Genomic DNA, 23,887 nt, shown 5'->3' on the forward strand with positions numbered 1-23,887 from the left:
TGCCGTCTCAGCGCCCCACCGCGCCGCCCGCCCCTGCCGGGCCCCTCACGCCGGTACCGACGGCCCGAGCACCGCCAACAGCCGCAGCTTCTCGGCGCTCTCGGTGCCCGGGGCCGCGGTGTAGACGAGCAGCGAGTGCGCCGTCTCGGGGTCGACGAGACTCTGGCAGTGCACCTCGATCGTGCCCACGCTCGGGTGCACGAAACGCTTGGTCTCGACGGGGCGCAGGCCCACCTCGTGCCGGTCCCACAGCTCGCGGAACTCGGCACTGCGCCCGCGCAGGTCGTCGGCGAGCTCGGCCGCGTATGAGCCCGGTCCTCGGCGCCCCACGAGCTCGCGGAGCCCCGCGGCGAACAGCCGGCTCAGAAACGCGTGGTCGCGCGGGTCGTACAGCGCACGCGAGGCCGGATCGGCGAACCACCGGTAGCCGAGGCTGCGGTGCGCACCACGGCGCAGGGAGGCGTCGCCGGTGAGCGCCACGCCCAGGCGCGACTGCCGCAGGGTCTCGCCGAGCTCGGTGATGACCTCGGCCGGGGTGTCGTCGAGGCGGTCGAGCACGCGCAGCAGCCCGGGGCTGATGTGCTCGCCCCCGGTGCCGCGATCGGCGGGCACGTGCCCCGCGAGGCGGAACAGGTGGTCGCGTTCGGCGCGCGAGAGGTGCAGACCCTGGGCGATGGAGGCGAGCATCTGCTCCGACGGCTGCGGTCCGCGCTCGCGCTCGAGCCGGGCGTAGTAGTCGACCGACATGTGGCTGAGCGCGGCCGCCTCCTCGCGGCGCAGCCCTCGGGTGCGCCGACGCGCTCCGCGCGGCAGTCCGACGTCTTCGGGTTGCAGCGCCTCGCGGCGGGTGCGCAGAAAATGCGCCAGTGCGACTCGATCGATCACGGTGTCCCCCTCGACCTCCTGTCTACCCGGCGCTCCCGTGCGGTGCCAGGACGCGCCGATCCCCCTCTGAGCGGATGCCGCGACCCGGGCAGCCTCGGATCGACAGGCCCTGTCTTTGCGGCGTCGATCGCGCGACGCTGGGGGACACACCGACCAAGGAGACCGACATGGCCCGCAGCGACATCGACATCACCCTCCCCGACCTCACCGGCCGTCGTGTCGTGCTCACCGGCGGGAGCGACGGCATGGGCGTGGTGATGGCGGAGCGCCTCGTCGCCGCCGGCGCCGAGCTCGTGCTGCCCGTACGCAACCGCGCCAAGGGCGAGGGCGTCGCCGCGCGGCTGCGCGAGAAGACCCCCTCCGCGCGGGTCGCGGTGCACGACCTCGACCTGTCATCGCTGGCATCCGTCTCCGCCTTCGGCGACGCACTGCGGGCCGAGGGCGCGCCGGTGCACGTGCTGATCAACAACGCCGGCGTGATGACCCCGCCCTCGCGCCAGGTCACGGCCGAGGGGCACGAGCTGCAGTTCGGCACGAACCACCTCGGTCACGTCGCTCTCGTCGGGCACCTCTGGCCGCTGCTGAGGGCCGGGAACGCGCGCATCGTGTCGCAGGTGAGCGTCGCGGCGCGCAGCGGTCGCCTCGCCTTCGACGACCTCGACAGCGAGCGCTCGTACGACGGCGCGCGCGCCTACGGCCGCTCGAAGATCGCGCTCGGGCTGTTCGCCCGTGCGCTCGACGAGCGGTCGAGGCGCGAGGGATGGGGCGTGCGCAGCGTGGTCTCGCACCCGGGTATCGCCCCGACCAACCTGCTCGCGGCCCGCCCCGAGCTCGGACGCGACGAAGACACCACCGGGGTGCGCGTGGTGCGCTGGCTCTCTGCGCGCGGCCTGCTGCTCGGCACGGTCGAGACCGCCGCGCTCCCCGCCCTGGCCGCGGCGACGACCGCCTCACCGCGCAGCGACGTGCTCTACGGTCCGACCGGCTTCGGTCACGTGGGCGGCGCCCCCGGCACCCATGCCCTCTACCCGCCGCTGCGCGATCTCGCCGAGGCCGATCGCGTGTGGGACGCGTCGCTCCCCCTCGCGGGGGTGGTAGATGCCTGGGCCTGACGGTTCCGGTTGGCTGTGAATCTCGCGCGCCCGGCGCCGGGGGCTCCGGCGGTCCATAGGCTCCCGGAGTGACCCCCGCATCTTCCCGCCGCCGCTATCTGCCGGCCATCGTCGCCTCGATCGCGGCCACCGTGCTCGGCGCCGGCCTCGGAGAGCTCGCCGCGGCGATCGTCGCGCCCACTGCGAGCCCGTTCGCCGTCATCGGCGGCGGCATGATCGACCTCGCCCCCGCGTGGGCGAAGAACCTGGCCATCGACCTCTTCGGCACGGGCGACAAGGCCGCCCTGCTGGTGGGCATCGCTGTGCTGCTGCTCGTCGTCGCGGGGATCGCCGGAGTCGTCGAACGACGCAAGGCACCGTGGGGACGGGTGATCCTGGTCGCCGTCGGGGTGGTCGGGGCGATCGTGTCGTTCACGCGGGCGGATGCCGGCACCCTCTCCCCCGTGCCGTCGCTGATCGCGGGGGCGGCCGCCGCTCTGGTGGCCGGGGTGCTGATCGCCCGCCTGCGTCGCGGGCGCGCGTCCGCGGCATCCGCTGACGACGACGGCGTCACCCGCCGGGGTGTTCTCGCCCTCTCGGGTGTGGCCGTGCTGGCCGGGGTGATGGCCACCGCCGGGTCGTTCGCGCTGAGCGGGGGCGCCCGGGCCGTCAGCGCGGTGCGCGCCGCGCTGCGCCTGCCCGCGCCCGCCGCCACGACGACCGTCCCTGCCGCGGCCGACCTCGGAATCGACGGGCTCTCGCCGGTCATCACGCCCTCGGCCGATTTCTACCGCATCGACACCGCCCTGATCGTGCCCCAGGTCGACCCCGCCACCTGGACCCTGCGCGTGCACGGCCTCGTCGAACAGGAGGTCGTGCTGCGGTGGGACGACCTGATCGCCCTCCCGCAGAAGGAGACCGTCGCGACTCTCGTGTGCGTCTCCAACGAGGTGGGCGGATCGCTCATCGGCACCGCGCGCTGGCTCGGCGTTCCGATCCGCGACATTCTCGCTCGAGCCAAGCCGACGGCCGAGGCCGACATGGTGCTCTCGCGATCGGTCGACGGGTTCACGGCATCCAGCCCGCTGGAGGCCCTCACCGACGACCGAGACGCGCTACTCGCGATCGGCATGAACGGCGAACCGCTGCCGATCGAGCACGGCTTCCCGGTGCGCCTGGTGGTGCCCGGTCTGTACGGCTACGTCTCGGCGACCAAATGGGTGAGCGAGCTCGAGGTCACCCGCTTCGACCGCGCCGAAGGCTACTGGACCTCGCGCGGCTGGTCGGAGCGCGGACCCGTGAAGCTGCAATCGCGCATCGACGTGCCGCGTTCGGGCGCGCAGGTCGCGGCGGGCGAGACCGTCATCGCCGGAGTCGCGTGGCAGACCCATGTCGGCGTCTCGGGCGTCGAGGTGCAGGTCGACGACGGACCGTGGCAGAAGGCGACGCTCGCGACCGCGATCTCGGCCGACACGTGGGTGCAGTGGAGCCTGCCGTGGAACGCCGCGAGCGGCTCGCACATCATCCGCTGCCGCGCGGTGTCGGCCACCGGCGAGACGCAGACCTCCGACACGGCCGCCCCCGCACCCGACGGCGCGACCGGCTGGGATCAGCGCACGGTATCGGTGGCCTGAGCCGGCCTCGCGTGAGGGGTCATCTTCGGTCGCCTGCGGCGTCCGGAGGCGACAGGAATCGACCCCTCACGCGGGGAATCGCGCTCAGCCCGCGAGCACGTGCCGGATCTGCTCGACGGCCCAGTCGAGCTCGGTCGCGCGGATCGTCAGCGGCGGGGCGATGCGGATCGTCTGACCGTGCGTGTCTTTCACGAGCACGCCGCGGGTGAGCAGCTTCTCGGCGATCTCACGGCCGGTGCCGTACGACGGGTCGATGTCGACGCCGGCCCACAGGCCCGCGATGCGCACGGCCGTGACGCCGTGACCGACGAGCGTCTGCAGAGACGCCTCGAGGTGAGCGCCCAGCGCCTTCGCGCGGGTCTGGAATTCTCCGGATGCCAGCATCTCGACGACCCGCAGACCCACGGCCGCAGCCAGCGGGTTTCCGCCGAAGGTCGAGCCGTGCTCGCCCGCGTGGATGACGCCGAGCACGTCGTCGTTCGCGACGACGGCCGACACGGGCAGGATGCCGCCGCCCAGCGCCTTGCCGAGCAGGTACACGTCGGGCACGACGCCCTCGCGGTCGCACGCGAAGGTCTCACCGACGCGGCCGAGGCCCGACTGGATCTCGTCGGCGATGAACAGCACGTTGTTCTCGGAGCAGATCGCACGCACGCGCTGCAGGAACCCCTCGGGCGGGATCACGACGCCCGCCTCGCCCTGGATGGGCTCGATCAGCACCGCGGCGGTGTTCTCGTCGATCGCCGCAGCGATGGCATCCGCGTCTCCGTACGGCACGTGCACGAAGCCCGGCGCGTACGGACCGAAGTCGTCGTGCGCGGTCGGGTCGTCGCTGAAGCCGACGATCGTGGTGGTGCGGCCGTGGAAATTGCCGTTCGCGACGATGATGGTCGCGGCATCCGGAGCGATGCCCTTGGTGCGATAGCCCCAGGCGCGCGCGACCTTGATGCCGGTCTCGACGGCCTCGGCACCCGTGTTCATCGGCAGCACGGTGTCTTTGCCGCAGAGCTGCGCGAGCGCCGTGGCGAAGGGACCGAGACGGTCGTTGTGGTACGCGCGGCTGGTGAGCGTGAGGCGTTCGAGCTGCTCGCGGGCGGCGGCCAGGATTGCCGGGTGACCGTGGCCGAAGTTCAGCGCGGAATAGGCCGAGAGCAGGTCGAGGTACCGCTTGCCCTCGACGTCGGTGACCCACACGCCCTCGGCGCGCGAGACGACGACCGGCAGCGGGTGGTAGTTGTGGGCGAGGTGCGCGCCCTCCTCGGCGATGAGACGTGCGCCGAGGTCGTCGACGGTGGTGCTCATCGCGATCCGCCCCGCAGTTCGAGCGTGCAGCACTTGATGCCGCCGCCGCCGAGCAGCAGCTCGGAGAGGTCGACCATGACGGGGGTGTAGCCGCGCTCACGCAGCTGCGCCTCGAAGCCGACGGCGCGCGGCGAGATGATGACGTTCTTGCCGTCGCTGGCCGAGTTGAGGCCGAAGACCGCGCCGTCGGCATCCGACACCCGGATGGCATCGGGGTAGCGCTCGCGCAGGATCGCCTGGCTCTTCTCGTCGAACGCGGTGGGGAGGTACGCGATGTTGGCCTTCTCCACTCCACCGGGGCCTTCGACGGGGTCGAGCACCGAGATCGCGGTGTCGAGGTGGTAGAACCGCGGGTCGGTCAGCGTCAGCGACACGACCTCGCGCGAGAACACCTCGCCGACCTCGCGGTGGCTGTCTCCGGTCGAGCGGAAGCCCGTGCCGGCGAGGATCGTGTCGCCCACGAGCAGGAAGTCGCCCTCGCCCTCGTTGACCTCGACGGGCTCGGCGACCTCAAAGCCGTTCGCCGCGAACCAGTCGATGAACGCGGGCGCCTCGGCGGCGCGCTCGCGGAAGCGGAACTTCGGGCCGTACGCGATGCCGTCGATCACGAAGCCGCCGTTGGCCGTGTAGACCATGTCGGGCAGGCCCTCGAGCGGGTCGATGAGCTCGATCTCGTGGCCGAGCGCGACGTAGGTGTCGTAGAGCGCCTGCCACTGCTTCACCGCGAGGTCGGTGTCGGTGGGCCGCGAGGGCTCCATCCACGGGTTGATGCTGTAGCTCACCGTGAAGTGCGAGGGGCGGCACATGAGGTACCGGCGGTGCTGCTGCACCCGCTCGGTCGCCGTCGCGGAGGCCACGTTCGATGTGGGCGTGGCGGTGGGGGTAGCGGACATCTCTGCTCCTCGGAGGAAAGGTGCGGCGGACGCTGTCCTGGGGCTCGGTGGCCCTTCGAACCCGGCGGCGCTCACCAGCTTCATGAGGCGCCGTGCGGGGAAAGGTCGGTCCGAGCACGCCGGTGTCATTCTCGCACGCGCGCGCGGAGGGGCGCGAGCGACGCGGCGGCTCGGCCCGGCGGCCGTCGCACGGCGTCATGCACCGCATGCGCCGCACCGCCCCGTGGGAGGATGGCGGCGATGTCTGCCACCCTCGAACATTCCGTCGTCCTCGACGAGGCCGCGGGGGTCGTCCGGATCCTCGATCGGCGCGTCTTCCCCTCCCGGCTGGAGTGGGTGGATGCCGCGACGCCCGACGAGGTCGCCGCCGCCATCCGCGACATGGTGACGCAGAGCTCGGGGCCGCTGTACGCCGCGACCGCGGGCATGGCCCTGGCCGCCCTGCAGGCGCGCGAGCTGCCGGTGGGCGAAGCGCGCACGGCCCTCGGCCGCGCCGGTCGGGCCCTCGCGACGGCGCGGCCGACGAACGCCCACCCGCGCGACGCCGTGGCCCGCATCCTCGCCGCGGGGCGCGACACCGACGACACCGCCGCCCTGGTCGCCGCCACCCTCGACACCGCGGCCGCCGTCGACCGCGACTACCGCGAGGCGAGCCTGCGCCTGGGCCGCGCGACGCTGTCGCTGCTGCCCGAGTCGCCGCGCATCCTCACCCACTGCTGGGCCGACGCCTACCTGTTCGGACTCGTCGCCGCCGCCCGCGAGGCGGGACGCGAGATCGAGTGGATCGCCACCGAGACCCGCCCGTACCTCCAGGGCGCCCGCCTGACGGCGCACTCGCTGCGCGAACTGGGCCAGAAGGTCACGCTCATCACCGACGGAATGGCCGCCGCCGCCCTCGCCTCGCCGCGGGGCGTCGGCTCGGGCCCGATCGACGCCGTCGTCACCGCCGCCGACCGCGTCGCCCTCGACGGCTCGGTGGTCAACAAGGTCGGCACCCTCGCCCACGCCGCCGCGGCGGCGGCCTTCGGCGTCCCCTACTTCGCGATGGTCGAGGCACCCGATCCCGGTGCTCCGAGCGGCGCCGACATCGTCATCGAAGACCGCGACCCGCGCGAGGTGCTCGAGGTGCTCGGGCAGCGCACGGCGAGCCCCCTCGTGACCGACGCCTGGTACCCCGCGTTCGACGTCACTCCCCCGCGTCTGGTCACCCGCATCGCCACCAGTCGCGGGACCTTCGAGCCGGCTCGCGTCGGCGAGCACTTCGAAGTCGACCCCGACGCGCCGGTTCCGCCCCCGGCCGTGGTGCGTCGCCGCGCCGTCGACGAGCCCGCGCCCTTCGCCGCGACCGCTCAGCCCGACACCATCGCCTTCCGCCCCATCCCGATCACCCCCACCGAAGAGGCCTCCGAATGACCCGCATCTCCGCCGACGTCGTCGTGCTCGACATCGAGGGCACCACCAGCGCCGCAGGGTTCATCCTCGGCGACCTCTACGACTACGCGCGCCCCCGCCTCGACGAGGTGCTGGGCCGCGACGACGACACCGTGCGCGCGGCGCGGGCCGACGCGATCGCCGAGACGGGGCTGGATGCCGACGCCACCGACGCCGAGATCGCAGAAGCGCTGCGCGGGCTCATGGCATCCGACGTCAAATCCACCCCGCTCAAGACGCTGCAGGGCATCATCTGGGCCGAGGGCTTCGCCGCGGGCGAGATCCACTCGCAGTTCTTCGACGACGTCCCCCCGCGCCTGCGCGCCTGGCACGAAGACGGCGTGCGCCTGGCCGTGTACTCGTCGGGCTCGATCGCCTCGCAGGTGCCGTGGTTCCGTCACGCACCCCAGGGCGATCTCACCGTGCTGGTCGAGGACTTCTTCGACACCGTCAGCGCCGGCCCCAAGAAGGAGGCGGCCTCGTACGAGCGGATCTCCGCTGCCCTGGGCGTCGCCCCCGAGCGCGCGCTCTTCCTCACCGACCACCCCGACGAGGTCACCGCCGCGCGCGCCGCCGGGTGGCAGGTCGTCGCCCTCGACCGCGCCGGCGAGCCGTGGGCAGGATCCGCCTTCGGCACCGAGACGGTCGCCTCGTTCGACGAGATCGAGCTCGCGCGATGACGCTCCCCGACCCCGACCGGGTGCGCGCCGCCGGAGCCGCCCTCGCGGCCGAGGCTTCGCGCTTCTCGGGCTACGGCTGGATGCGCGGCACCTCGGGCAACCTCTCGGTCGTCGTCGACCGCGACCCCCTCGTGCTCGCCGTCACCGCCTCGGGCCTCGACAAGTCGGAGCTCACCGAGCGAGACGTCGTGCTCATCGACGCGGCGGGCAAGGCGCTCGACCCGGGCGATGTCCGGCCACCGTCGGCCGAGGCGGGCCTGCACGCCCACATCGCCGCGCGCACGGGCGCGGGCGCGGTGTTCCACGTACACGCGTTCGATGCCGTGGTCGCCGGTCACCGTTGGCCCGAGGGCGTCGAGATCCACGACATGGAGATGCTCAAGGGCATCGGACACCTCGCGCACGGCCAGACCGTCACGGTTCCGGTGATCGCGAACGATCAGGACATGCGTGTCGAGGCCGCTCGCTTCGACGAGGTCTACGTACCCGCGACGACCGAGGTGCCCGAGGTGCCCGCGCTCATCGTCGCGAGCCACGGCATGTACGCCTGGGGCGTCGACGTCGCCGCGGCCCGCCGCCACCTCGAGATCGCGGAGTGGCTGCTGCGCTTCGCCGTCGCCACGCGCTGAGCGCCGGTCCGCGACCCCGCCTCAGCCCAGCAGCTCCACCGTCAGCGCGGTGAGCGTGCGCGGGTCACTGTCGTCCAACCGCGCGGTGCCGAGTCGGCGCGCGGCGAGCAGCACGAGCCGGGCGGCCTCCGCCTGCTCGGGCGCGGGCAGCGTGAGGATGTCGGCGACCTTCGAAAACCCCACGATGCGGCGCACGGCCTTCGCGGCGCCGTACACCGCGGCATCCGACCGCACCTGCGCGAGCGTGTGGTCGAGCACCTCGTCGCCGTATACGCGCGGGTCGACCCGGTCGGGCCAGCGCCGGCGGAACTCCGCCTCGAACGCGTCGACCAGCTGCACGGGCAGGCGCAGCAGGGTCTCGGCGTCGGCGGTGCGGCCGAGCACGTGGGCGCGGGCGGCGGCGATCACGAGGTTCGCCCACACGGCACCCAGGTCGAAGCCGGTCGGGCCGTAGGTGCCGAACTCGGAGTCGAACGCCCGCACCGACTCGCCCTCGGCCCGCACGAACACCGACCCGGTGTGAAGGTCGCCGTGCATGAGGCTCTGCGTGCTCTCCTGGAAGCGCTGCTTGGCCAGGCCCATCTCGCGCACGAACGCGCGATCGGCGCGCAGCTCGCGCACGTCGTCGGCGTTCGCGTCGAGCCAGCCGTTGTGCTCGTGGTCGACGTAGGGCTCGGTGAAGACGAGGTCTTCGGTGATCTCGCTGAGCTCGGGGTTGGTCGCCTCGGCGATGCGACGACGTCGCTCGGGCCCCGGCGTGCCGAAGACGCTGGTGGCGAAGCCGACGGCGCCCACGTACTCGCCGAGGTGCGCCGCGGCATAGGGGTGCAGGCGACCGGCATTGAGCTCTCCGCGCCACACGGAGTGGTCGCTGAGGTCTTCGATCGAGAGGGCGAGGTTCTCGGCGTCGAAGCCGTAGAACCCGGGCACGTGCGCGGGGTCGATGCGCTCGTGCGCGCCGAGCACGACGGCTTCGCGGGCCGCGCGCTCGCGGGTGAGCGGCCAGGTCGGGTCGACGCGCACGTGCGGTAGCGACTGCTTGACGACCACGCCGTTGCCGGCGGCATCCTTCACGATGAAGACGAGGTTCAGGTTGCCGTCGCCGACCTCGTCGACCGAGACGATGGATGCCGGATCGACCGGCCCCGCGAGGTGCGGGCGGGCGGCGAGGTAGGCGGCGACGGTGCCGCTGGTCAGCTGATCGGTGACGAGGGTCATGATGCGGTGGTGCTCCCGGCGACGATGGTGGTCTTGCGACGGCGGAACGTGAAGCTGAACAGCAGGGCGACCAGCAGCACGACTCCCTTGCCGAAGTCTTGGATGTAGTACGGCAGCCCCATCATCGAGAACCCCGTGACCATCACGGCGATCAGCACCGCGCCGAGGGCCGTGCCCCACGCGTTGGGGCGACCGATACCGAGCACCGACACCCCCACGAGCGAGACGGCCACGGCGTCGAGCAGCAGGCTGTTGCCGGCCGAGACGTCGCCCTGACCGATGCGGGCGGCCAGCACGAGACCGGCGATCGAGGCCAGGATGCCGCAGCCGATGTAGGCCGCGGCGCGATAGGCACGGACCCGGATGCCGGCGAGCCGGGCGGCCTCGGGGTTCGAGCCCACCGCGGCGAGCGCGCGGCCCCACCGCGTGCGGTCGAGCACGAACCACAGCACGATCGTGAGGCCGAGGAACAGCAGCACGGGCACCGAGACCGGGCCGATCGCGCCGCGGTCGAACCACAGGAAGTCGGGCGTGAACCTGCCCGGAGCGGTGGTGCCGTCGTCGAGGGTCATCTGCGACGAGATCGATTTGCCGTCGACGATGATGAGCTTGAGCCCCACGACGGTGAACATCGTGGCGAGGGTCGCGAGCAGGTCGGGGATGCGCGCGAACACGATCAGCGCGGCGTTGACCGCGCCGATAAGCGCTCCCGAGACGAGCACGACGCCCACGGCGATCCCGCCGACCTGACCGGCGATGACGAGGGTCCACGCGGCGATCGACACGGCGAACCCGGCGTTGGCGCCGACCGAGAGGTCGAGGCCGCCCACGGTCATCGCCAGGGTCACCCCGAGACCCGCGATGCCGATCGGGGCGATGTACTTCAGCATCCCGAACACGTTCTCGGGGGTCGCGAACGCCGGCTCGGTGAGGGCGAAGAACACGATGAGAAGCACCGTGACGGCGACGAAGCCCCACTTGGCGACGGCGTCGATCGCGCGGGAGCCGAGGCCCGCGCGCACGGGGGCGGCGGTGGACACGCTGGTCATGCGATTTCCTTCCGGTGGCCGGGGTCGTCGAGCAGGGCGGCGACGATGCGCGCGCGGTCGAGGGTTCCGGCGGGGGTGTCGAGCACGATGCGTCCCGAGACGAGCACGACGATGCGGTCGGCGACGTCGAGCACTTCATCGACGTCGCTCGAGAGCACGACGACGGCGGCGCCCTCGGCGGCCCGCGCGCGGGCGGCGTCGCCGATGCGGCGGCGCGCGCCGATGTCGACGCCGCGGAACGGCTCGTCGAGCACGGCGACCCGCGGACCGGTGCGCAACCACCGGCCGACGACGACCTTCTGCTGGTTGCCGCCCGACAGGTCGTCGACGCGCGCGTCGACCGAGGGCGCGACCACCCCGTAGGCATCGATCACCTCGTCGGCGGCGGCGTGCTCGCGGCGCGTGGCCATGACGCCCGCGCGCGACAGGGCGCGCAGCACGGGCAGGCCGACCGTGTGCGCGATCGACCAGCCGGGCTGGATGCCCTGGCGCTGCCGGTCCTCGGGCACGAGCACCACGCCGGCGGCGATCGCGGCCGCGGGCGAGGTCGGTCGGTAGGCCTCTCCGTCGAGCACGAGGCGCGCGCCGCTCGCGGGACGCACCCCCGCGATGACCTCGGCGAGTTCGGTCTTGCCCGCTCCGAGCAGGCCCAGGATGCCGGTGACCTGGCCTCCCGCGACCGAGAGGCTGAGCGGGTCGCTGCCGGGGAGCAGAGCGACTCCCTCGACCGCGAGCACCTCGCCGGTCGCGGGGAGCGGCTCGGTGATGTGCTGCTGCAGTTCGGTGGGGACGCCGAGCATGGCCTCCAGCGCCGCGTGCCAGTCGAAGGGCCGCGCGGCGTCGAGTTCGAGCCGGCCGTCGCGCAGCACCACGATGCGGTCGGCGAGACGCTCGATCTCACCGAAGCGATGACTGACGAACAGGATCGACAGGCCCTCGTCGCGCAGCGTCCGCAGCACTGCGAACAGGCGGTCGGCCTCGGCGGCGGTGAGCGCCGAGGTGGGCTCGTCGAGGATGAGCAGTCGCGGAGTCGAGCGCAGGGCGCGGGCGAGCACGAGCAGCTGGGCGTCGGAGGTGCCCAAGCGGGCGGCATCCGCCCTCAAGACCTCATCCGACCACGACAGCCCCAGGCGTTCGAGGGCCGCCCGGGCGATCCGCTCCGCCTCGGCCCGACGCACGAGACGGTGCCCGCCGGTGGCGAGGTCGGTGAGCGCGAGGTTGTCGGCGACGCTCAGTCCCGGAACGATGCCGTCGGCGATGCGCTGGTGCACCGTCTCGATGCCGGCGCGGCGAGCGCGCGCGGGAGACGAGAGCCGCAGCACCTCTCCCCCGACGGCGATGTCGCCCGTGTACCCCGCGTTCGCTCCCGAGACGGCGCCGATGAGGGTGGATTTGCCCGCCCCGTTCGTGCCGAGCAGCGCCGTGATGCTGCCGGGCTGGAGGGCGAGCGAGACGCCGCGCAGCACCTGATTGGTGCCGAAGCGCACGCCGACGCCGCTCAGGCGCACGACCGAGGTGTCGTGCGTCCGAGCGGCGTCGTGGAGGGCTTCGGTCATCCCGAGACCGCGGGCAGCCAGTCGGCCACCACGGTGTCGCCCAGCAGCAGCGACGGCTCGGCCTCGCGCAGCTGCGCGACGTTGGTGATGTCCTTCTCGAGCAGGAAGTCGCGGGTGATCGTGACGGCGGGGAACTGCACGCTCGTCTCGTCGAGCTGACCGGCGAGCTTCAGCGCGAGGGCGCGCACGACGGCCGCACCCACGGCGGAGGGGTCGGTCGCGCTCGTGGCGACCCAGGGGCTGCCGTCGGCGGTCATGACCTCGATGTCGGCGTTCGAGATGTCGATGCCGTAGACCTTCACCTTGTCCTGCAGGTTGTTCTGCTGCACCGCCTGCACGACGCCCTTGGTGATCTCGTCGTAGGGGGCGAAGATCGCCTGCACGCCGGGATTCGACTTCAGCGCCGCATCGATGAGCGGGATGTTGTCGGTCGCGGTCGACTCGGTGACCTTGCCGGTGAAGAAGAGCTGGTCGAGACCGTGCTCCGAGACGACCTCGTCCCACACCTTCTTGCGGCGCTCCAGCGGGGCGAAGCCGTCGGTGCTCGCCAGGCCCACCTTCGCGCCGTCGCCCACGTCGGCGATCATCTGGTCGAGCACGCCCTGCGCCATCGACGCGTCGGACTGCGAGGTCACGATGACGCCACCGGTGTCCTTCAGGGCGAGGTCGTAGATGATGACCGGGATGCCGGCATCCACCGCTTCGTGCACTCCCGGTTCGATCGTGTCCGTCTGACCATGGTCGACGATGATCGCGTCGGGCTTCGAGGCGATCGCCTGCTCGAGGTCGGAGGCCTGCTTGGCGTTGTCGTTGCGCGCGTCGAAGACGGTCAGGTCGATGTTGGCGGCGGTCGCCTGCGCCTTGGCGCCGGCGGTCCACGCGGTGAAGTAGTCGCCGGCGCCCGACTGCTGCACGAGCGCGACCTTCAGCGGCGCCCCGTCGAAGGGCGCGGGCAGGTCGGCGAGCTTCTGCACGGGGGCAGCGGATGCCGCCGGGGCCGAGGTGTTCTGCTGCGCGCAGCCGGTCAGGGCGAGAGCGGCGATGCCGGCGGTCGCGACGAGCGTCGCCCAGCGGTGGGATCGAATGGACACGGGGTCCCCTTCGTCGAGGGAGCGGGGGTGGGGGCGCGTCGCGGGCGGGTCCGGGCGGCCGTCGAGCAGTCAAGCAGCAGGCGCGATCGGCCGGTTAGTCGAGGTTGCACTTTGTTACACCGACGGGGCGGATCGCGCCTCGGGAGTGGGCATTCGGTGCGGATCGGCGACACAATCGAGTCATTCCGCTCATATCGCGTCGAGAGGAGGAGCCGTGACGCTCCTGACCGTCTGGAAAGAGACCGACCCGAGCACACCCGTGCTCGAGACCACCGATGAGGCCGAGATCCGCGAGGCGCTCGCCGGTCTCGGTGCGCGCTTCTCGCGCTGGGAGGTCAAAGACGTCGCCCCGGGCGCCTCGCAGGACGAGGTGCTCGCGCTGTACCAGGGCGAGATCGACGAGGTGAAGCAGCGCGAGGGCTACACCCTCGTCGACGTCGTCGCCCTCGACCCCGCGCAGGCGGACTACGACGAGGTCAAGACGCCGTTCCGCGAGAAGTTCCTGTCGGAGCACAAGCACGACGACGACGAGGACCGTTACTTCGCGAAGGGCGCGGGCGTGTTCTACCTGCACGCGAACGAAAAGGTGCACGCGGTGTACTGCGAGGCGGGCGACCTCATCTCGGTGCCGGCCAACACCACGCACTGGTTCGACATGGGCACCTCGCCCCACTACGTCAGCGTGCGCTTCTTCCACGACGACGACGGTTGGGTCGGCCACTTCACCGGCAGCCCCATCGCGGAGTCGTTCGCGAGCTTCGACCAGCTCTCCGCGCGCCGCGCGCAGCTGGTCTGACGCGAGGCCGCTCCTCGCCACGACGCCCGTCGCCCGCAGATCCCGTCGGGATGTGTGCGGGCGACGGGCGTCGCTGCGTGCGGGGCGTCAGCCGACGCGGCGCAGCGCCAATGCCGCCCACGCGATGGGCGGGAGCGTGACGTGCAGGATGCCGTCGGCGAGGCGCGTCTCGAGCGTCGACGGTCCCACCCGCTCGGGGTCGTCGAGCGTGTTGCGGGCGTAGGGGTCGTCGTCGTGCAGCACGTGGGCCTCCGTGACCTCGACCTCGCCCAGGCCGCTGACGTCGATCGCGAGCTCGACCGCGTCGCCGCGACCACGATGCACGAGGAAGATCGCGCTCGCGCCCGTCTCGGCGTCATGCGTCGCCACGGCATCCACCGCCGACACCGTGCCGTGCTTCGCCGTGTCGATCGTGGGCGCCTCGACCCGCAGACGAACCGCGTCGCCCTGCGCGAGGCGCGATGTGATCGCGAAGGGGAAGAACGTCGTCTGCCGCCACGCGGGCCCGCCCGGTTCGGTCATGATCGGCGCGATCACGTTGACCAGCTGGGCGAGAGAGGCGGATGCCACGCGGTCGGCGTGCGTGAGCAGCGAGATCAGGAGGCTGCCGAACACGACGGCGTCCACCGCCGAGTACACGTCTTCGAGCAGACGCGGGGCGACCGGCCAGTTGTCGATCCCGGAGAGCTGATCGACGTCGTGAAAACGGGTCTGGTACCAGATGTTCCACTCGTCGAACGAGATGTCGATCTTCTTGTCGCTCCCGCGAACGGCTCCGACGTGGTCGGCCGTCGCGACCACCGCCTCGATGAAGCGGTCCATGTCGACGGCCGAGGCGAGGAACGAGTCGATGTCGCCGTCGTGCTCCTGGTAGTAGGCGTGGCACGAGATCATGTCGACGTCGTCGTAGGTGTGGGTGAGCACCTCGCGCTCCCACTCGCCGAACGTGGGCATCGCGGCCCCCGACGACCCGCACACGACGAGTTCGATCGAGGGGTCCATCTGCCGCATGCCCTTGGCGGTCTGCGCCGCGAGCTTGCCGTAGTCGTCGGCGGAGCGGTGGCCGAGCTGCCACGGTCCGTCCATCTCATTGCCGAGGCACCAGACACGCACGTCGAACGGCTCGGCGCGGCCGTTGTCGATGCGCTGCTGCGACAGCGCAGTGCCGGCGGGAACGTTGCTGTACTCGAGCAGGTCGAGCGCCTCGAGAACGCCGCGGGTGCCGAGGTTGACGGCCAGCATGAGCTCGCTGCCCGCCTTGTCGAGCCAGTCGGCGAACTCGTGCAGGCCCACCTCGTTCGTCTCCGTCGAGTGCCACGCGAGGTCGAGACGGCGGGGGCGCTGCTCGCGCGGACCGACGCTGTCCTCCCAGCGGAAACCCGAGACGAAGTTGCCACCGGGGTAACGGATCATCGAGACGCCGAGCTCGCGGACGAGCTCGAGCACGTCGCGGCGGAACCCCTGCTCGTCGGCTTCGGCATGACCGGGTTCGTAGATGCCGTCGTAGACGTGGCGGCCGAGGTGCTCGACGAACCCACCGAACAAGCGGCGGCGCACGGCCCCGATCGGGAAGCGGGGGTCGACGGTGAGTCGGGCGGTGGTCATCGTGCTCCTCGGGATGCGTGTGCGGCGAATCGGTCGGCGACGGGGTTGCGGCGGCGCGCGAGCCCGTCGGGGGTCTCCACGAGGTCGTGCAGACCCATGGTGAGAAGGTGTGCGGATCGCGGCAGGTCGCTGTGCCGGTAGGTCCACTCGTACATGTCGAACAGGGGCCACCACGTGTACCCGACGACGTCGACGCCGTCGGAGCGAAGGCCCTCCACGGCCGCGACCGAGGCATCGAGCCAGTCCAGCCGCGTCTCGACGTCGTCGGTCACGCAGGTTTCGGCGAGCATCACCGGAGCCCCGTAGCGCGCGGCGTACGTGCGCAGCATCTCGGTGAGGCCGCCCACACCGTCGTCGCGCGTCGGGCGCGGATCGGCGAAGCCGCCCGAGTGGTGCACGCCGGTCTCGAACAGCTCTGTGGAGTGCCGTGGGTAGTAGTTCACCCCCATGACGTCGGGCTGCACGGCGTTCTCGGCGAACCAGGCGAGGGTCTCGTCGGCCATGCCGTTGTCGCGGAGGACGGGCAGCAGCGGGTGGTCCTGGCCGACGCGACCGGTGACCAGGTCTTCGACGAGGAAGGCCTGGTGCGCGTAGCGGTGAGCGGTGTCGCGGTGCTCGGGCGCATCGATGTCTCCCGCGTACCGCATCGATGCATCGACGTGCACGAAAGTCGCAGCCTCGCCGAGCACCCCCGCGACAGCCTTCTGAGTGAGCACGAAGCCGCGTGCGATCGCCGTCGAGACCTCGACCAGGCCCCGTGTGCCGGCGCGGTACGGCGGCCAGTAGGCGTACTCGCCGCTGAACAGGGCGTGCAGCATCGGCTCGTTGACCGGGGTGTAGTCGGTGGCGAGATCGCGGTAACGCTCAGCCGCGCGCTGGGCGTACTCGGCGACGAACCGTGGGTAGTCGGGGTGGGTGAACTCTCCCTCGACCCAGGTGGGAGTCCCGTAGTGCAGCAGGTCGACGATGGGGCGGAGTCCCCGTTCGGCGAAACCGTCGAGCACCCGATCGGTCCACGACCAGTCCCACCGGCCGGGCTCGGGAGAGACCACGTGCCAGGGGATCCCCCAGCGGAGGAACTCGGCGTCCACCGAGACCGCCAGATCGAGGTCGTCGCTCCACCGGTCGTAGTGCTCGGTGAGGGCGTACTCGTCGATCGCGCGCTCCCCGGGCCGTTCCTGCGGCACGAAGGTGTTCTCGATCCCCGCTCCGAAGTGCAGGCGTCCATCGCGGTACCAGGGCGTGCTCGGCATCCGTCGCTCTCTCATTTCAGTCCCGACGTTCCGACGCTCTCGACGAAACGCCTCTGGATCAGCAGGAACAGGATGGCCAGGGGCAGCAACGCGATGAGCGAGCCGGCCATCATGACCCCCTGGGGGATGATGCCGCCCGGGCCCGTCAGCAGTGTCAGCCCTGAGGTGACCGTCCCCATCTCGGCGTCGGTGGTGAACACCAGCGGCCAGAGCAGGTCGTTCCAGTTGTTGACGAAGGTGAAGATGCCCAGGGTCAGCAACGCGGGGACGGCGTTGGGCAACACGATGCTGCCGAAGATCCGCAGTTCGCCCGCGCCGTCGATTCGTGCGGCGTTGTCGAGATCGCGCGGCAGCGACAGGAAGAACTGACGCAGGAAGAAGATGCCGAAGGCGTCGGCTGCGCGCGGCGCGATGAGTCCCGCATAGGAGTTCACCCATCCGAGGTCGGACACGAGCTGGTAGATGGGGATGAGCGTCGCCTGGAACGGGATCATGAGGCTCGCGATGATCGCGATGAGCAGGATCTTGTTGCCGCGGAAGTCGAGCCGCGCCAGCGCATAGGCGGCGAGCGAATCGAACACCAGCGCGAAGGCGGTGACCCCGCCGGCGAAGACGAAGCTGTTCGCGATGAGCCGCGCGAACGGCAGCTCGGTGAAGATGCGCGTGAAGTTGTCGAGCGTCCAGGCGCCCGGCAGCAACGTCGGCGGGTAGGCGTTCACCTCCGCCACGGGCTTGAAGGCCGTGAACACGATGATCAGGATCGGCAGCATCAAGGCCAGCGTCGACGCGGCCACCACCACCAGCAGCAGCGCGGAGACCAGGCGGCGGCGACGTTGCTGCGGCGAGACCCGCCGGGAGGGGGCTTCGGATGCCGTGACTGCGGGCGAGGGGGCGAGGGCGGTCATGCGGCATCCTTCTCTCGACGCGAGAAGAAGAGGAACTGGGTGAGGCTCAGCACCAGAGTGGTGAGCAAGAGCACGTAGGACAGTGCGGAGGCGAAACCGAGCTCGAGCTTGCGGAAGCCCGACTGGTAGATCTCCATGACGATCGTCTGCGTGCTGCCGTAGGGGCCACCGCCGGTCATCACGTAGATCTGGTCGAAGGCTTGGAGAGCCGCGATGAGCGCGACGATGACGACGAAGCCCATCGTGTTCCCGAGCATCGGGAAGGTGATGCTGCGGAAGCGCTGCCCCGCGCTCGCTCCATCGACGCGGGCGGCCTCGTAGAGGCTCGTCGGGATGTCCTGCAGACCGGCGAGGAAGATGACCATGTAGAAGCCGAAGCTCTTCCACACCGCCACCAGCACGACGGCCGGCATGGCGAGGGTCGGGTCTTGCAGCACATTGCCGAGTTGGATGCCGAGACCTCGGAGCCAGTAGTTCAGCAGTCCGATCTGGGGGTCGAGCAGGTACGACCAGGCGAAGGCGGCCACCGCGAGAGAAACGATGAACGGGGTGAAGAGCGCGGTGCGGAAGACGCCCCGCAGCGGCAGCAGAGGGTTGTTCAGCAGAAGCGCGAAGCCCAGCGCGAGGGCGATCGCGATCGGGGTGAACAGCAGCGCGTACAGCGCGGTGTTGCCCATCGCCCGCAGGATGTCCTCGTCGGTGAACACGCGAACGTAGTTCTCGAGACCGACGAACTTCTCGCGGCCGAAGCCGCTGGCATCCGTGAACGACAGTCGCAGCGCCGAGATCATCGGCCACGCGACGAAGACCGTGAGGATGACGATCGCGGGGGTCAGGAAGGCGACGACGGTGAGACGCCGGCGGGGGCTGTGCCGGAGGGGTCCGCGACCGCCGATCGGGGCCGGCGGCCGGTAGGCCCCGCGCCGACGGGGCGGCGCGCTCGGGGCGTGAGTGGTCATGGTCGTCCTGTTCGAGAAGCGGAGGTGAGGACACGGGAGGGGCGACGCGGGCACCCCTCCCGTGCGTTGGTCACTCGATGGCCTGCTGGATCTTCGTCTGCGCCGTCGAGAGCAGCTCGTCGACGTTCCCGCCCGCGACGGCCTTCTGGGTGAGCTCGTCGATGTCGGAGATGACGTCGGTGCTGTTGACCACGCCCGGCAGCAGCGCCCGACCCGTGGGCGCGATCTCGCTGAGGGCGGCCACGACGGGGTTGGACGAGACGTCGCTGAGCGGGATGTCGGTGCGCAGCGGGGGCCACCCCGACGCCAGCGACCACTTCGTCGCCACGTCCTTCTGGAAGAAGTAGGAGAAGAACGCCTCGGCTCCCGCACGTTGGGCGTCGTCAGCCGACTCGGTGACCCCCATCGCAACACCGATCGCCGAGGCGGCCTGCTCGGCGGGACCGGCCGGGATCGCAGCGATGCCGTAGTCGATGTTGTTGTCCTTGGCGATCGAGGCCATCCAGGGGCCGCCCACGTGCATGGCGGCCTTGCCCGAGCTGAACAACTGGTCGGCGGCGATTCCGTCGAGCCCGGTGGGAGAGATCTTGTCCTTCGTGATCGCGTCCGTCCAGTACTGAATGGTCTTGGCGTTTTCGGGCGAATCGATGACCGCCTTGTCGTCGTTGACGATCTGACCCCCACCGCTGAGCAGAAGGCTCGGCCACAGGCCGTTCGCCACGGTCGCGTGGTCGGGGATCGCGACGCCGTACTGCTCGGGTGTGCCGTCGCCGTTCTCGTCGACCGTGAGCTTCTTGGCGTCGGCGACCCAGGCGTCCCACGTCGGGGGGGCCTCCGTGATCCCGGCGGCCGAGAAGAGGGCTTTGTTGTAGAACATGGCCAGCGGAACGAAACCGGTGGGAACGCCATACGGGGTCCCGCCGACCTTCACCATGTCGACCGCCTGCGGAACGAGGTCGGCAGTGTTGCTGTCGGACGAGGCGTAGAAATCGCTCAGATCGGCGAAGGCGCCGCGGTCGGCGTAGACCGGCATGCGCTCGGCGGGCATGGCGACGATCTGCGGGCCTTCTTTAGAGCTCAGCGCCGGCAACAGGGTGTCGTCGATGACCGCCCAGGTCTTGGTCTCGGTGGTGATCTTGTACTTCTGCTGCGAGGCGTTGAAGTCGGCGACGATCTGGTCGAGGACCTTGCCGTCGGCTTCGGTATAGCCGTGCCAGAACGTGATCTCGGCGGGGCCGTCGGAGGCGGGGGCGGACGAGCCTGAGCAACCTGCCAGCAGGAGTGCGACGGCCCCCGCCGTCGCAAGGGCGGGGAGTGCGCGCTTCATCATCTTCGATGCCTTTCATGTGACTGCGTCGTCGTTTCGGCTCGGGTGCCGAGGCTGGTGCGAGCTGATTTACAACGATGGAGGTAAACGTTGTAAATGGATGATCACCCGACCGTCGGGCGATGTCAAGCGCGAGTTCTCAGCGCGACGTCGATTCCCTCTCGACCAGCCGGAACTCGGTAAGGATCTCCCGCGGCGCATCACCCTCGTCGCCGACGATGCGGTCCACGAGCAGATCGACCGCGACCCGCGCGATCTCGGAACGGCCGGGGTCGATCGTCGTCAGAGCCGGCAGCGAGTACCGCGTCTCGTCCAGATCGTCGAAGCCGATCAGCGCGACGTCGTCGGGGATCGTCACTCCGCGCTCGAGCATCACGCGCATCGCCCCCAAGGCGATCGAGTCGTTGAAGGCCACGACCCCGTCGAAGGCGAGCCCGGCATCGAGCACGGCGCGCATCGCCTCGGCGCCGTCGATGCGATGCCACCGGTCCACGGGCACGACGAGCGCGGGGTCGACGGTCAACCCTGCGGCCTCGATCGCCGCCTCATACCCGCGCAGACGCAGGCCGGCCGAGCCGACGACCTCGCCCGGGTGCGAGCCCAGGGCCACGATGCGGCTCCGGCCGCCCCGCAGCAGGTGCGCGGTCGCCGCCTGCGCCGCCTCGGTGTTGCGCATCGTCACGTGGTCGTGGGCGGAGTGGAAGATGCGCTCCCCCAGCAACACCATGGGCATGCCGACCTCGTCGAGCAGCTCCGCGTCGTCTTCGCCGAGCGACAGCACCGAGTACAGCACGCCATCGAGTCCCCGACGGCGCGCGCCCCGCAGTGCGGCGAGCTCGCTCTCGCGATCGGCGTCGAATTGCTCGATGAGCACCGAAAAACCGCGCGCTCGCGCCGCCCGCATCACGTCGTCGGCCAGCTCGGCGAAGTAGGGGTTGCGCAGGTCGGGGACGATGAGCCCGATCATGTCAGCACGACCCGAGCGCAGGCTACGCGCCGCCTGATTGGGGCGATATTGCAGCTCATGGATGGCCGCTTCCACCCGCTCGCGTGTGGTCACGCGCACGTGCGGATAGTTGTTGATCACGTTCGACACCGTCTTGATCGACACACCGGCCGCGCGGGCCACGTCGTGCAGCGTCGCAGTCATGGCATCCCCCTTGTTCTGGTCGAGACTCTACAACGTTGCACAAGCGAGCCTCGACGGCGAAGCTCGCCGCCATTTACGGTCGTCCCGTCTCTACAACGTTGTAGTAGCGCGGTCGAGACTCCATCCGCACCGAGCGGGTCGCTGCGCCGACGCGGGCGCGCACCGGCAGCCGCCTCCACCCAGAGGAGCACGAAACATGCCACATCCTTCTTCCCCCGCGCGACGACGATCGCGTCCTCTCGCCGCGGTGCTGACCGCCGCGGTCCTCGCCGTCGGCGGGATCGCCGCCGCAGGCCCGGCCTCGGCGGTGACGACCGGCAACGGCTCGGTCGTTTACTCACCCCCGGCAGGTTCGTCCTTCAATCCGGAGGGCGGCACCCCCGCCGGCACGACCTACGCGAAAATCGTCGTCCTGAAGAACAACGGGGCGAACAACGGCACGCAACTCGTCACCTTCGACAAGCTCGTCCTTCAGAACGGGCGACAGGTCTATCCGATCTATCGAAGCACCGACGAAGGATCGTCGTGGACGAAGATCGCCGATGTCGACCCGATCAGCACCTTTCCCGGATACACGCGCACCGCGCAACCGTTCCTCTACGAGCTCCCCCAGGCATCCGGCCCGCTCCCCGCGGGAACGCTCCTTCTGACCGGCATGATCATGCCAGAGGACCGCTCGAGCAGCCGACTGGTCGTCTACAAGAGCGCGGATCGAGGCGTCACCTGGTCGTTCCTGAGCATGATCGACTCCGGCGGCCCCGCCGTGTACGACCCCAGCCCTTCCTCGACGACGACCACCGTTTGGGAGCCCTCCTTCGCGATCGACGGCGGCGGCGGTCTCGTCGCGTACTACTCCGACGAGCGACAGAAGGCGTCTGGTGTCCTCCAGGCTGTGTCCTATCGTCGTTCCACTGACGGCGGCCAGACGTGGGGTGCGTTGTCCAACGTGTCGGCACCGCCGAACCACAGCGACCGCCCCGGAATGATCACCGTCACCAAGCTCCCTGACGGGCGTTACCTCGCCACTTTCGAGGTCGTGAACCGCCCAAGCCAGTCGCAGAACACTGCGCCGGTCTACTTCAAGACCTCCCAAGATGGGCTCAACTGGGGCGACACGACCAGCATCGGCACGCCGATCCGGCTCGCCGACGGCCGCGGCATCGGCTCGTCGCCATATGTGAAGTGGGTGCCGGGCGGCGGCCCGAAGGGCATGGTCATCGTGGCCTCCAAGTGGTCGCTGACCTCGTCGGGCGCCATCGACGGCGGTCAGAACCTTTACGTCAATTACAACCTCGGCGCTGGAGCCTGGGAGCGCCTCCCCATGCCCGTCACGTACGACGCGAGCGACACGCAGGGGGGCAATTTCAGCGGCTTCGCCCAGGGCCTCGACGTCGGCGCCGACGGACGCACGCTCTATCAGGCGACCAACGTCGAGAACACCGCAACCGGGCTCAATGACATCCGCGTCGGATCGATCCCGGTCGATGCCCAGCAGTACGAGGCCGAGAAGGCGACGATCACGGACGCGACGATCGTGACGCACGTGCAGGCGTCGAATGGTCGCAAGGTCGGCAACATCAACAACGCGGGGAGTTCGGTGCAGTTCACCGTCCGCGTCCCCGCTGCGGGGTCGTACACGCTGAACGTCCGGTACGACAACGGCAGTGGCAGTACCTCCACCCATGGCGTCAGCGTCAACGGCGGGACCAGTTCGGCGATCTCGTACCCCGCGACCGTCGACTGGGGTCGCTACGCGTGGGCGCAGAAGACCGTGACCCTCAATGCCGGAGTCAACACCGTCCGGTTCGCCAAGGCCACGGGCTTCGCAGAGATCGACACGCTGCACGTGTGGCGCTCGAGCGCGCTCGACCCGCAGTTCCAGGTCGTGAACCGCAACAGCGGGAAGCTCCTCGAGGTCGCGTCAGCTTCCCTCGCCGACGGCGCGGCCGTGGGCCAGTGGGGTCCGACCGAGAACGCCACGCAACGATGGGCACTGCGTCCCACCGGAGTCGCCACGCAGCTCGTGAATGTGAACAGCGGCAAACTGCTCGAGATCCCGGGAGCGGCGACCGGCGACGGCGTCGACGCCGCGCAATGGGGCCCCACCGGCAACGCGACGCAGAACTGGAACGCCTCGACCAGCAACGGCTGGTGGACCTTCGCGAATGCGAACAGCGGAAAGATGCTCGAGATCGATGGCTGTTCCACGGCCGATGGCGCCATCGCCCAGCAATGGACGGCCAACGGTCTCACGTGCCAGCAGTGGCGTCTCGTGCGTGAGGGCATTCAGTAACGGCCCGGGCCCGCTCGGTCTGCGCCGTCGCGCGCCGGGCGGGCCCGAACCCGGCAGATCGAGCGCCCAGGACACCCGGGAAGACTCGCGCGAAGCCCGCGAGAACGAGCGCACCGCAGCACGACGGGATGCGGGGTGAG

Annotated in this window: 20 protein-coding genes; 7 read left to right on the forward strand and 13 right to left on the reverse strand. The window is 70.6% G+C overall.

Annotated elements, in window-relative coordinates; translation table 11 throughout:
• Positions 1 to 45: 45 nt before the first annotated feature.
• Complete coding sequence (locus M3667_RS10185; RefSeq protein WP_251507757.1) at positions 46 to 885, reverse strand: helix-turn-helix transcriptional regulator; 840 nt, start codon at positions 883 to 885, stop codon at positions 46 to 48.
• A 167-nt stretch (positions 886 to 1,052) separates the two neighbouring features.
• Here M3667_RS10185 and M3667_RS10190 point away from each other — a divergent pair, with 167 nt between their 5' ends.
• A complete protein-coding gene (locus tag M3667_RS10190) occupies positions 1,053 to 1,997 on the forward strand; it encodes an SDR family oxidoreductase (RefSeq protein WP_251507759.1) in 945 nt (314 codons plus the stop codon).
• A 68-nt stretch (positions 1,998 to 2,065) separates the two neighbouring features.
• A complete protein-coding gene (locus M3667_RS10195; RefSeq protein ID WP_251507762.1) occupies positions 2,066 to 3,610 on the forward strand; it encodes a molybdopterin-dependent oxidoreductase in 1,545 nt (514 codons plus the stop codon).
• 84 nt (positions 3,611 to 3,694) lie between these two features.
• Here M3667_RS10195 and rocD read toward each other — a convergent pair whose 3' ends face one another.
• Positions 3,695 to 4,912: an ornithine--oxo-acid transaminase gene (rocD, locus tag M3667_RS10200; RefSeq protein WP_251507764.1), complete on the reverse strand. Its 1,218-nt coding sequence runs from the start codon at positions 4,910 to 4,912 to the stop codon at positions 3,695 to 3,697.
• Complete coding sequence (ddaH, locus tag M3667_RS10205; RefSeq protein ID WP_144834493.1) at positions 4,909 to 5,805, reverse strand: dimethylargininase; 897 nt, start codon at positions 5,803 to 5,805, stop codon at positions 4,909 to 4,911. Before ddaH ends, rocD begins: the two co-directional genes overlap by 4 nt.
• Positions 5,806 to 6,045: 240 nt before the next feature.
• On the opposite strand from ddaH, the gene M3667_RS10210 reads away from it, so the two are divergent.
• Genes M3667_RS10210 through mtnB form a run of 3 tightly spaced genes read left to right on the forward strand, consistent with a single transcriptional unit; the run spans position 6,046 to position 8,545 of the window.
• Entirely contained in the window at positions 6,046 to 7,218 is a 1,173-nt protein-coding gene (locus M3667_RS10210) for a hypothetical protein (RefSeq protein WP_251507766.1), read from the forward strand.
• Positions 7,215 to 7,916, forward strand: a complete 702-nt coding sequence (gene mtnC / locus M3667_RS10215; RefSeq protein ID WP_251507768.1) for an acireductone synthase — start codon at positions 7,215 to 7,217, stop codon at positions 7,914 to 7,916. The genes M3667_RS10210 and mtnC overlap by 4 nt, the downstream gene beginning before the upstream one ends.
• The gene (mtnB, locus tag M3667_RS10220; protein ID WP_251507770.1) at positions 7,913 to 8,545 is read left to right on the forward strand and encodes a methylthioribulose 1-phosphate dehydratase; all 633 of its coding nucleotides are present in this window, start codon (positions 7,913 to 7,915) and stop codon (positions 8,543 to 8,545) included. Before mtnC ends, mtnB begins: the two co-directional genes overlap by 4 nt.
• 21 nt (positions 8,546 to 8,566) lie before the next feature.
• Here mtnB and mtnK read toward each other — a convergent pair whose 3' ends face one another.
• The 4 genes from mtnK to M3667_RS10240 are packed head-to-tail and all read right to left on the reverse strand — an operon-like array spanning position 8,567 to position 13,459.
• On the reverse strand, positions 8,567 to 9,763 hold the full coding sequence (gene mtnK, locus M3667_RS10225) for an S-methyl-5-thioribose kinase (protein ID WP_251507772.1): 1,197 nt from the start codon (positions 9,761 to 9,763) through the stop codon (positions 8,567 to 8,569).
• A complete protein-coding gene (locus M3667_RS10230) occupies positions 9,760 to 10,812 on the reverse strand; it encodes an ABC transporter permease (RefSeq protein WP_230705298.1) in 1,053 nt (350 codons plus the stop codon). Before M3667_RS10230 ends, mtnK begins: the two co-directional genes overlap by 4 nt.
• Positions 10,809 to 12,368 (reverse strand): sugar ABC transporter ATP-binding protein, encoded by a 1,560-nt coding sequence (locus M3667_RS10235; protein WP_251507774.1) that lies wholly within the window; start codon positions 12,366 to 12,368, stop codon positions 10,809 to 10,811. Before M3667_RS10235 ends, M3667_RS10230 begins: the two co-directional genes overlap by 4 nt.
• Positions 12,365 to 13,459 carry a substrate-binding domain-containing protein gene (locus M3667_RS10240; protein WP_251507776.1) on the reverse strand — a complete coding sequence of 365 codons (1,095 nt, stop codon included), beginning with the start codon at positions 13,457 to 13,459 and terminating at the stop codon, positions 12,365 to 12,367. Before M3667_RS10240 ends, M3667_RS10235 begins: the two co-directional genes overlap by 4 nt.
• 214 nt (positions 13,460 to 13,673) lie before the next feature.
• On the opposite strand from M3667_RS10240, the gene M3667_RS10245 reads away from it, so the two are divergent.
• Positions 13,674 to 14,255, forward strand: a complete 582-nt coding sequence (locus M3667_RS10245) for an acireductone dioxygenase (protein ID WP_144834480.1) — start codon at positions 13,674 to 13,676, stop codon at positions 14,253 to 14,255.
• 87 nt (positions 14,256 to 14,342) lie between these two features.
• On the opposite strand, the gene M3667_RS10250 is transcribed toward M3667_RS10245, so the two are convergent.
• The 6 genes from M3667_RS10250 to M3667_RS10275 all read right to left on the reverse strand — a co-directional run bounded on the left by M3667_RS10250 (position 14,343) and on the right by M3667_RS10275 (position 21,454).
• Positions 14,343 to 15,860 carry an alpha-N-arabinofuranosidase gene (locus tag M3667_RS10250; protein ID WP_251507779.1) on the reverse strand — a complete coding sequence of 506 codons (1,518 nt, stop codon included), beginning with the start codon at positions 15,858 to 15,860 and terminating at the stop codon, positions 14,343 to 14,345.
• On the reverse strand, positions 15,857 to 17,113 hold the full coding sequence (locus M3667_RS10255) for a family 1 glycosylhydrolase (protein WP_251507781.1): 1,257 nt from the start codon (positions 17,111 to 17,113) through the stop codon (positions 15,857 to 15,859). Before M3667_RS10255 ends, M3667_RS10250 begins: the two co-directional genes overlap by 4 nt.
• A gap of 11 nt (positions 17,114 to 17,124) precedes the next feature.
• Positions 17,125 to 18,018, reverse strand: a complete 894-nt coding sequence (locus tag M3667_RS10260; RefSeq protein WP_251507783.1) for a carbohydrate ABC transporter permease — start codon at positions 18,016 to 18,018, stop codon at positions 17,125 to 17,127.
• Positions 18,015 to 18,977 carry a carbohydrate ABC transporter permease gene (locus M3667_RS10265; protein ID WP_251507785.1) on the reverse strand — a complete coding sequence of 321 codons (963 nt, stop codon included), beginning with the start codon at positions 18,975 to 18,977 and terminating at the stop codon, positions 18,015 to 18,017. The genes M3667_RS10260 and M3667_RS10265 overlap by 4 nt, the downstream gene beginning before the upstream one ends.
• Before the next feature lie 70 nt (positions 18,978 to 19,047).
• Entirely contained in the window at positions 19,048 to 20,307 is a 1,260-nt protein-coding gene (locus M3667_RS10270; RefSeq protein ID WP_251507787.1) for an ABC transporter substrate-binding protein, read from the reverse strand.
• 136 nt (positions 20,308 to 20,443) lie between these two features.
• Positions 20,444 to 21,454: a LacI family DNA-binding transcriptional regulator gene (locus M3667_RS10275; protein ID WP_251507788.1), complete on the reverse strand. Its 1,011-nt coding sequence runs from the start codon at positions 21,452 to 21,454 to the stop codon at positions 20,444 to 20,446.
• A 196-nt stretch (positions 21,455 to 21,650) separates the two neighbouring features.
• Between M3667_RS10275 and M3667_RS10280 the strand changes: the two genes are divergently transcribed.
• Complete coding sequence (locus M3667_RS10280; RefSeq protein ID WP_251507790.1) at positions 21,651 to 23,747, forward strand: RICIN domain-containing protein; 2,097 nt, start codon at positions 21,651 to 21,653, stop codon at positions 23,745 to 23,747.
• The last annotated feature ends 140 nt before the right edge of the window (positions 23,748 to 23,887 follow it).

It is taken from the genome of Microbacterium sp. P26, assembly GCF_023712585.1.
GTDB lineage: Bacteria > Actinomycetota > Actinomycetes > Actinomycetales > Microbacteriaceae > Microbacterium > Microbacterium algihabitans_A.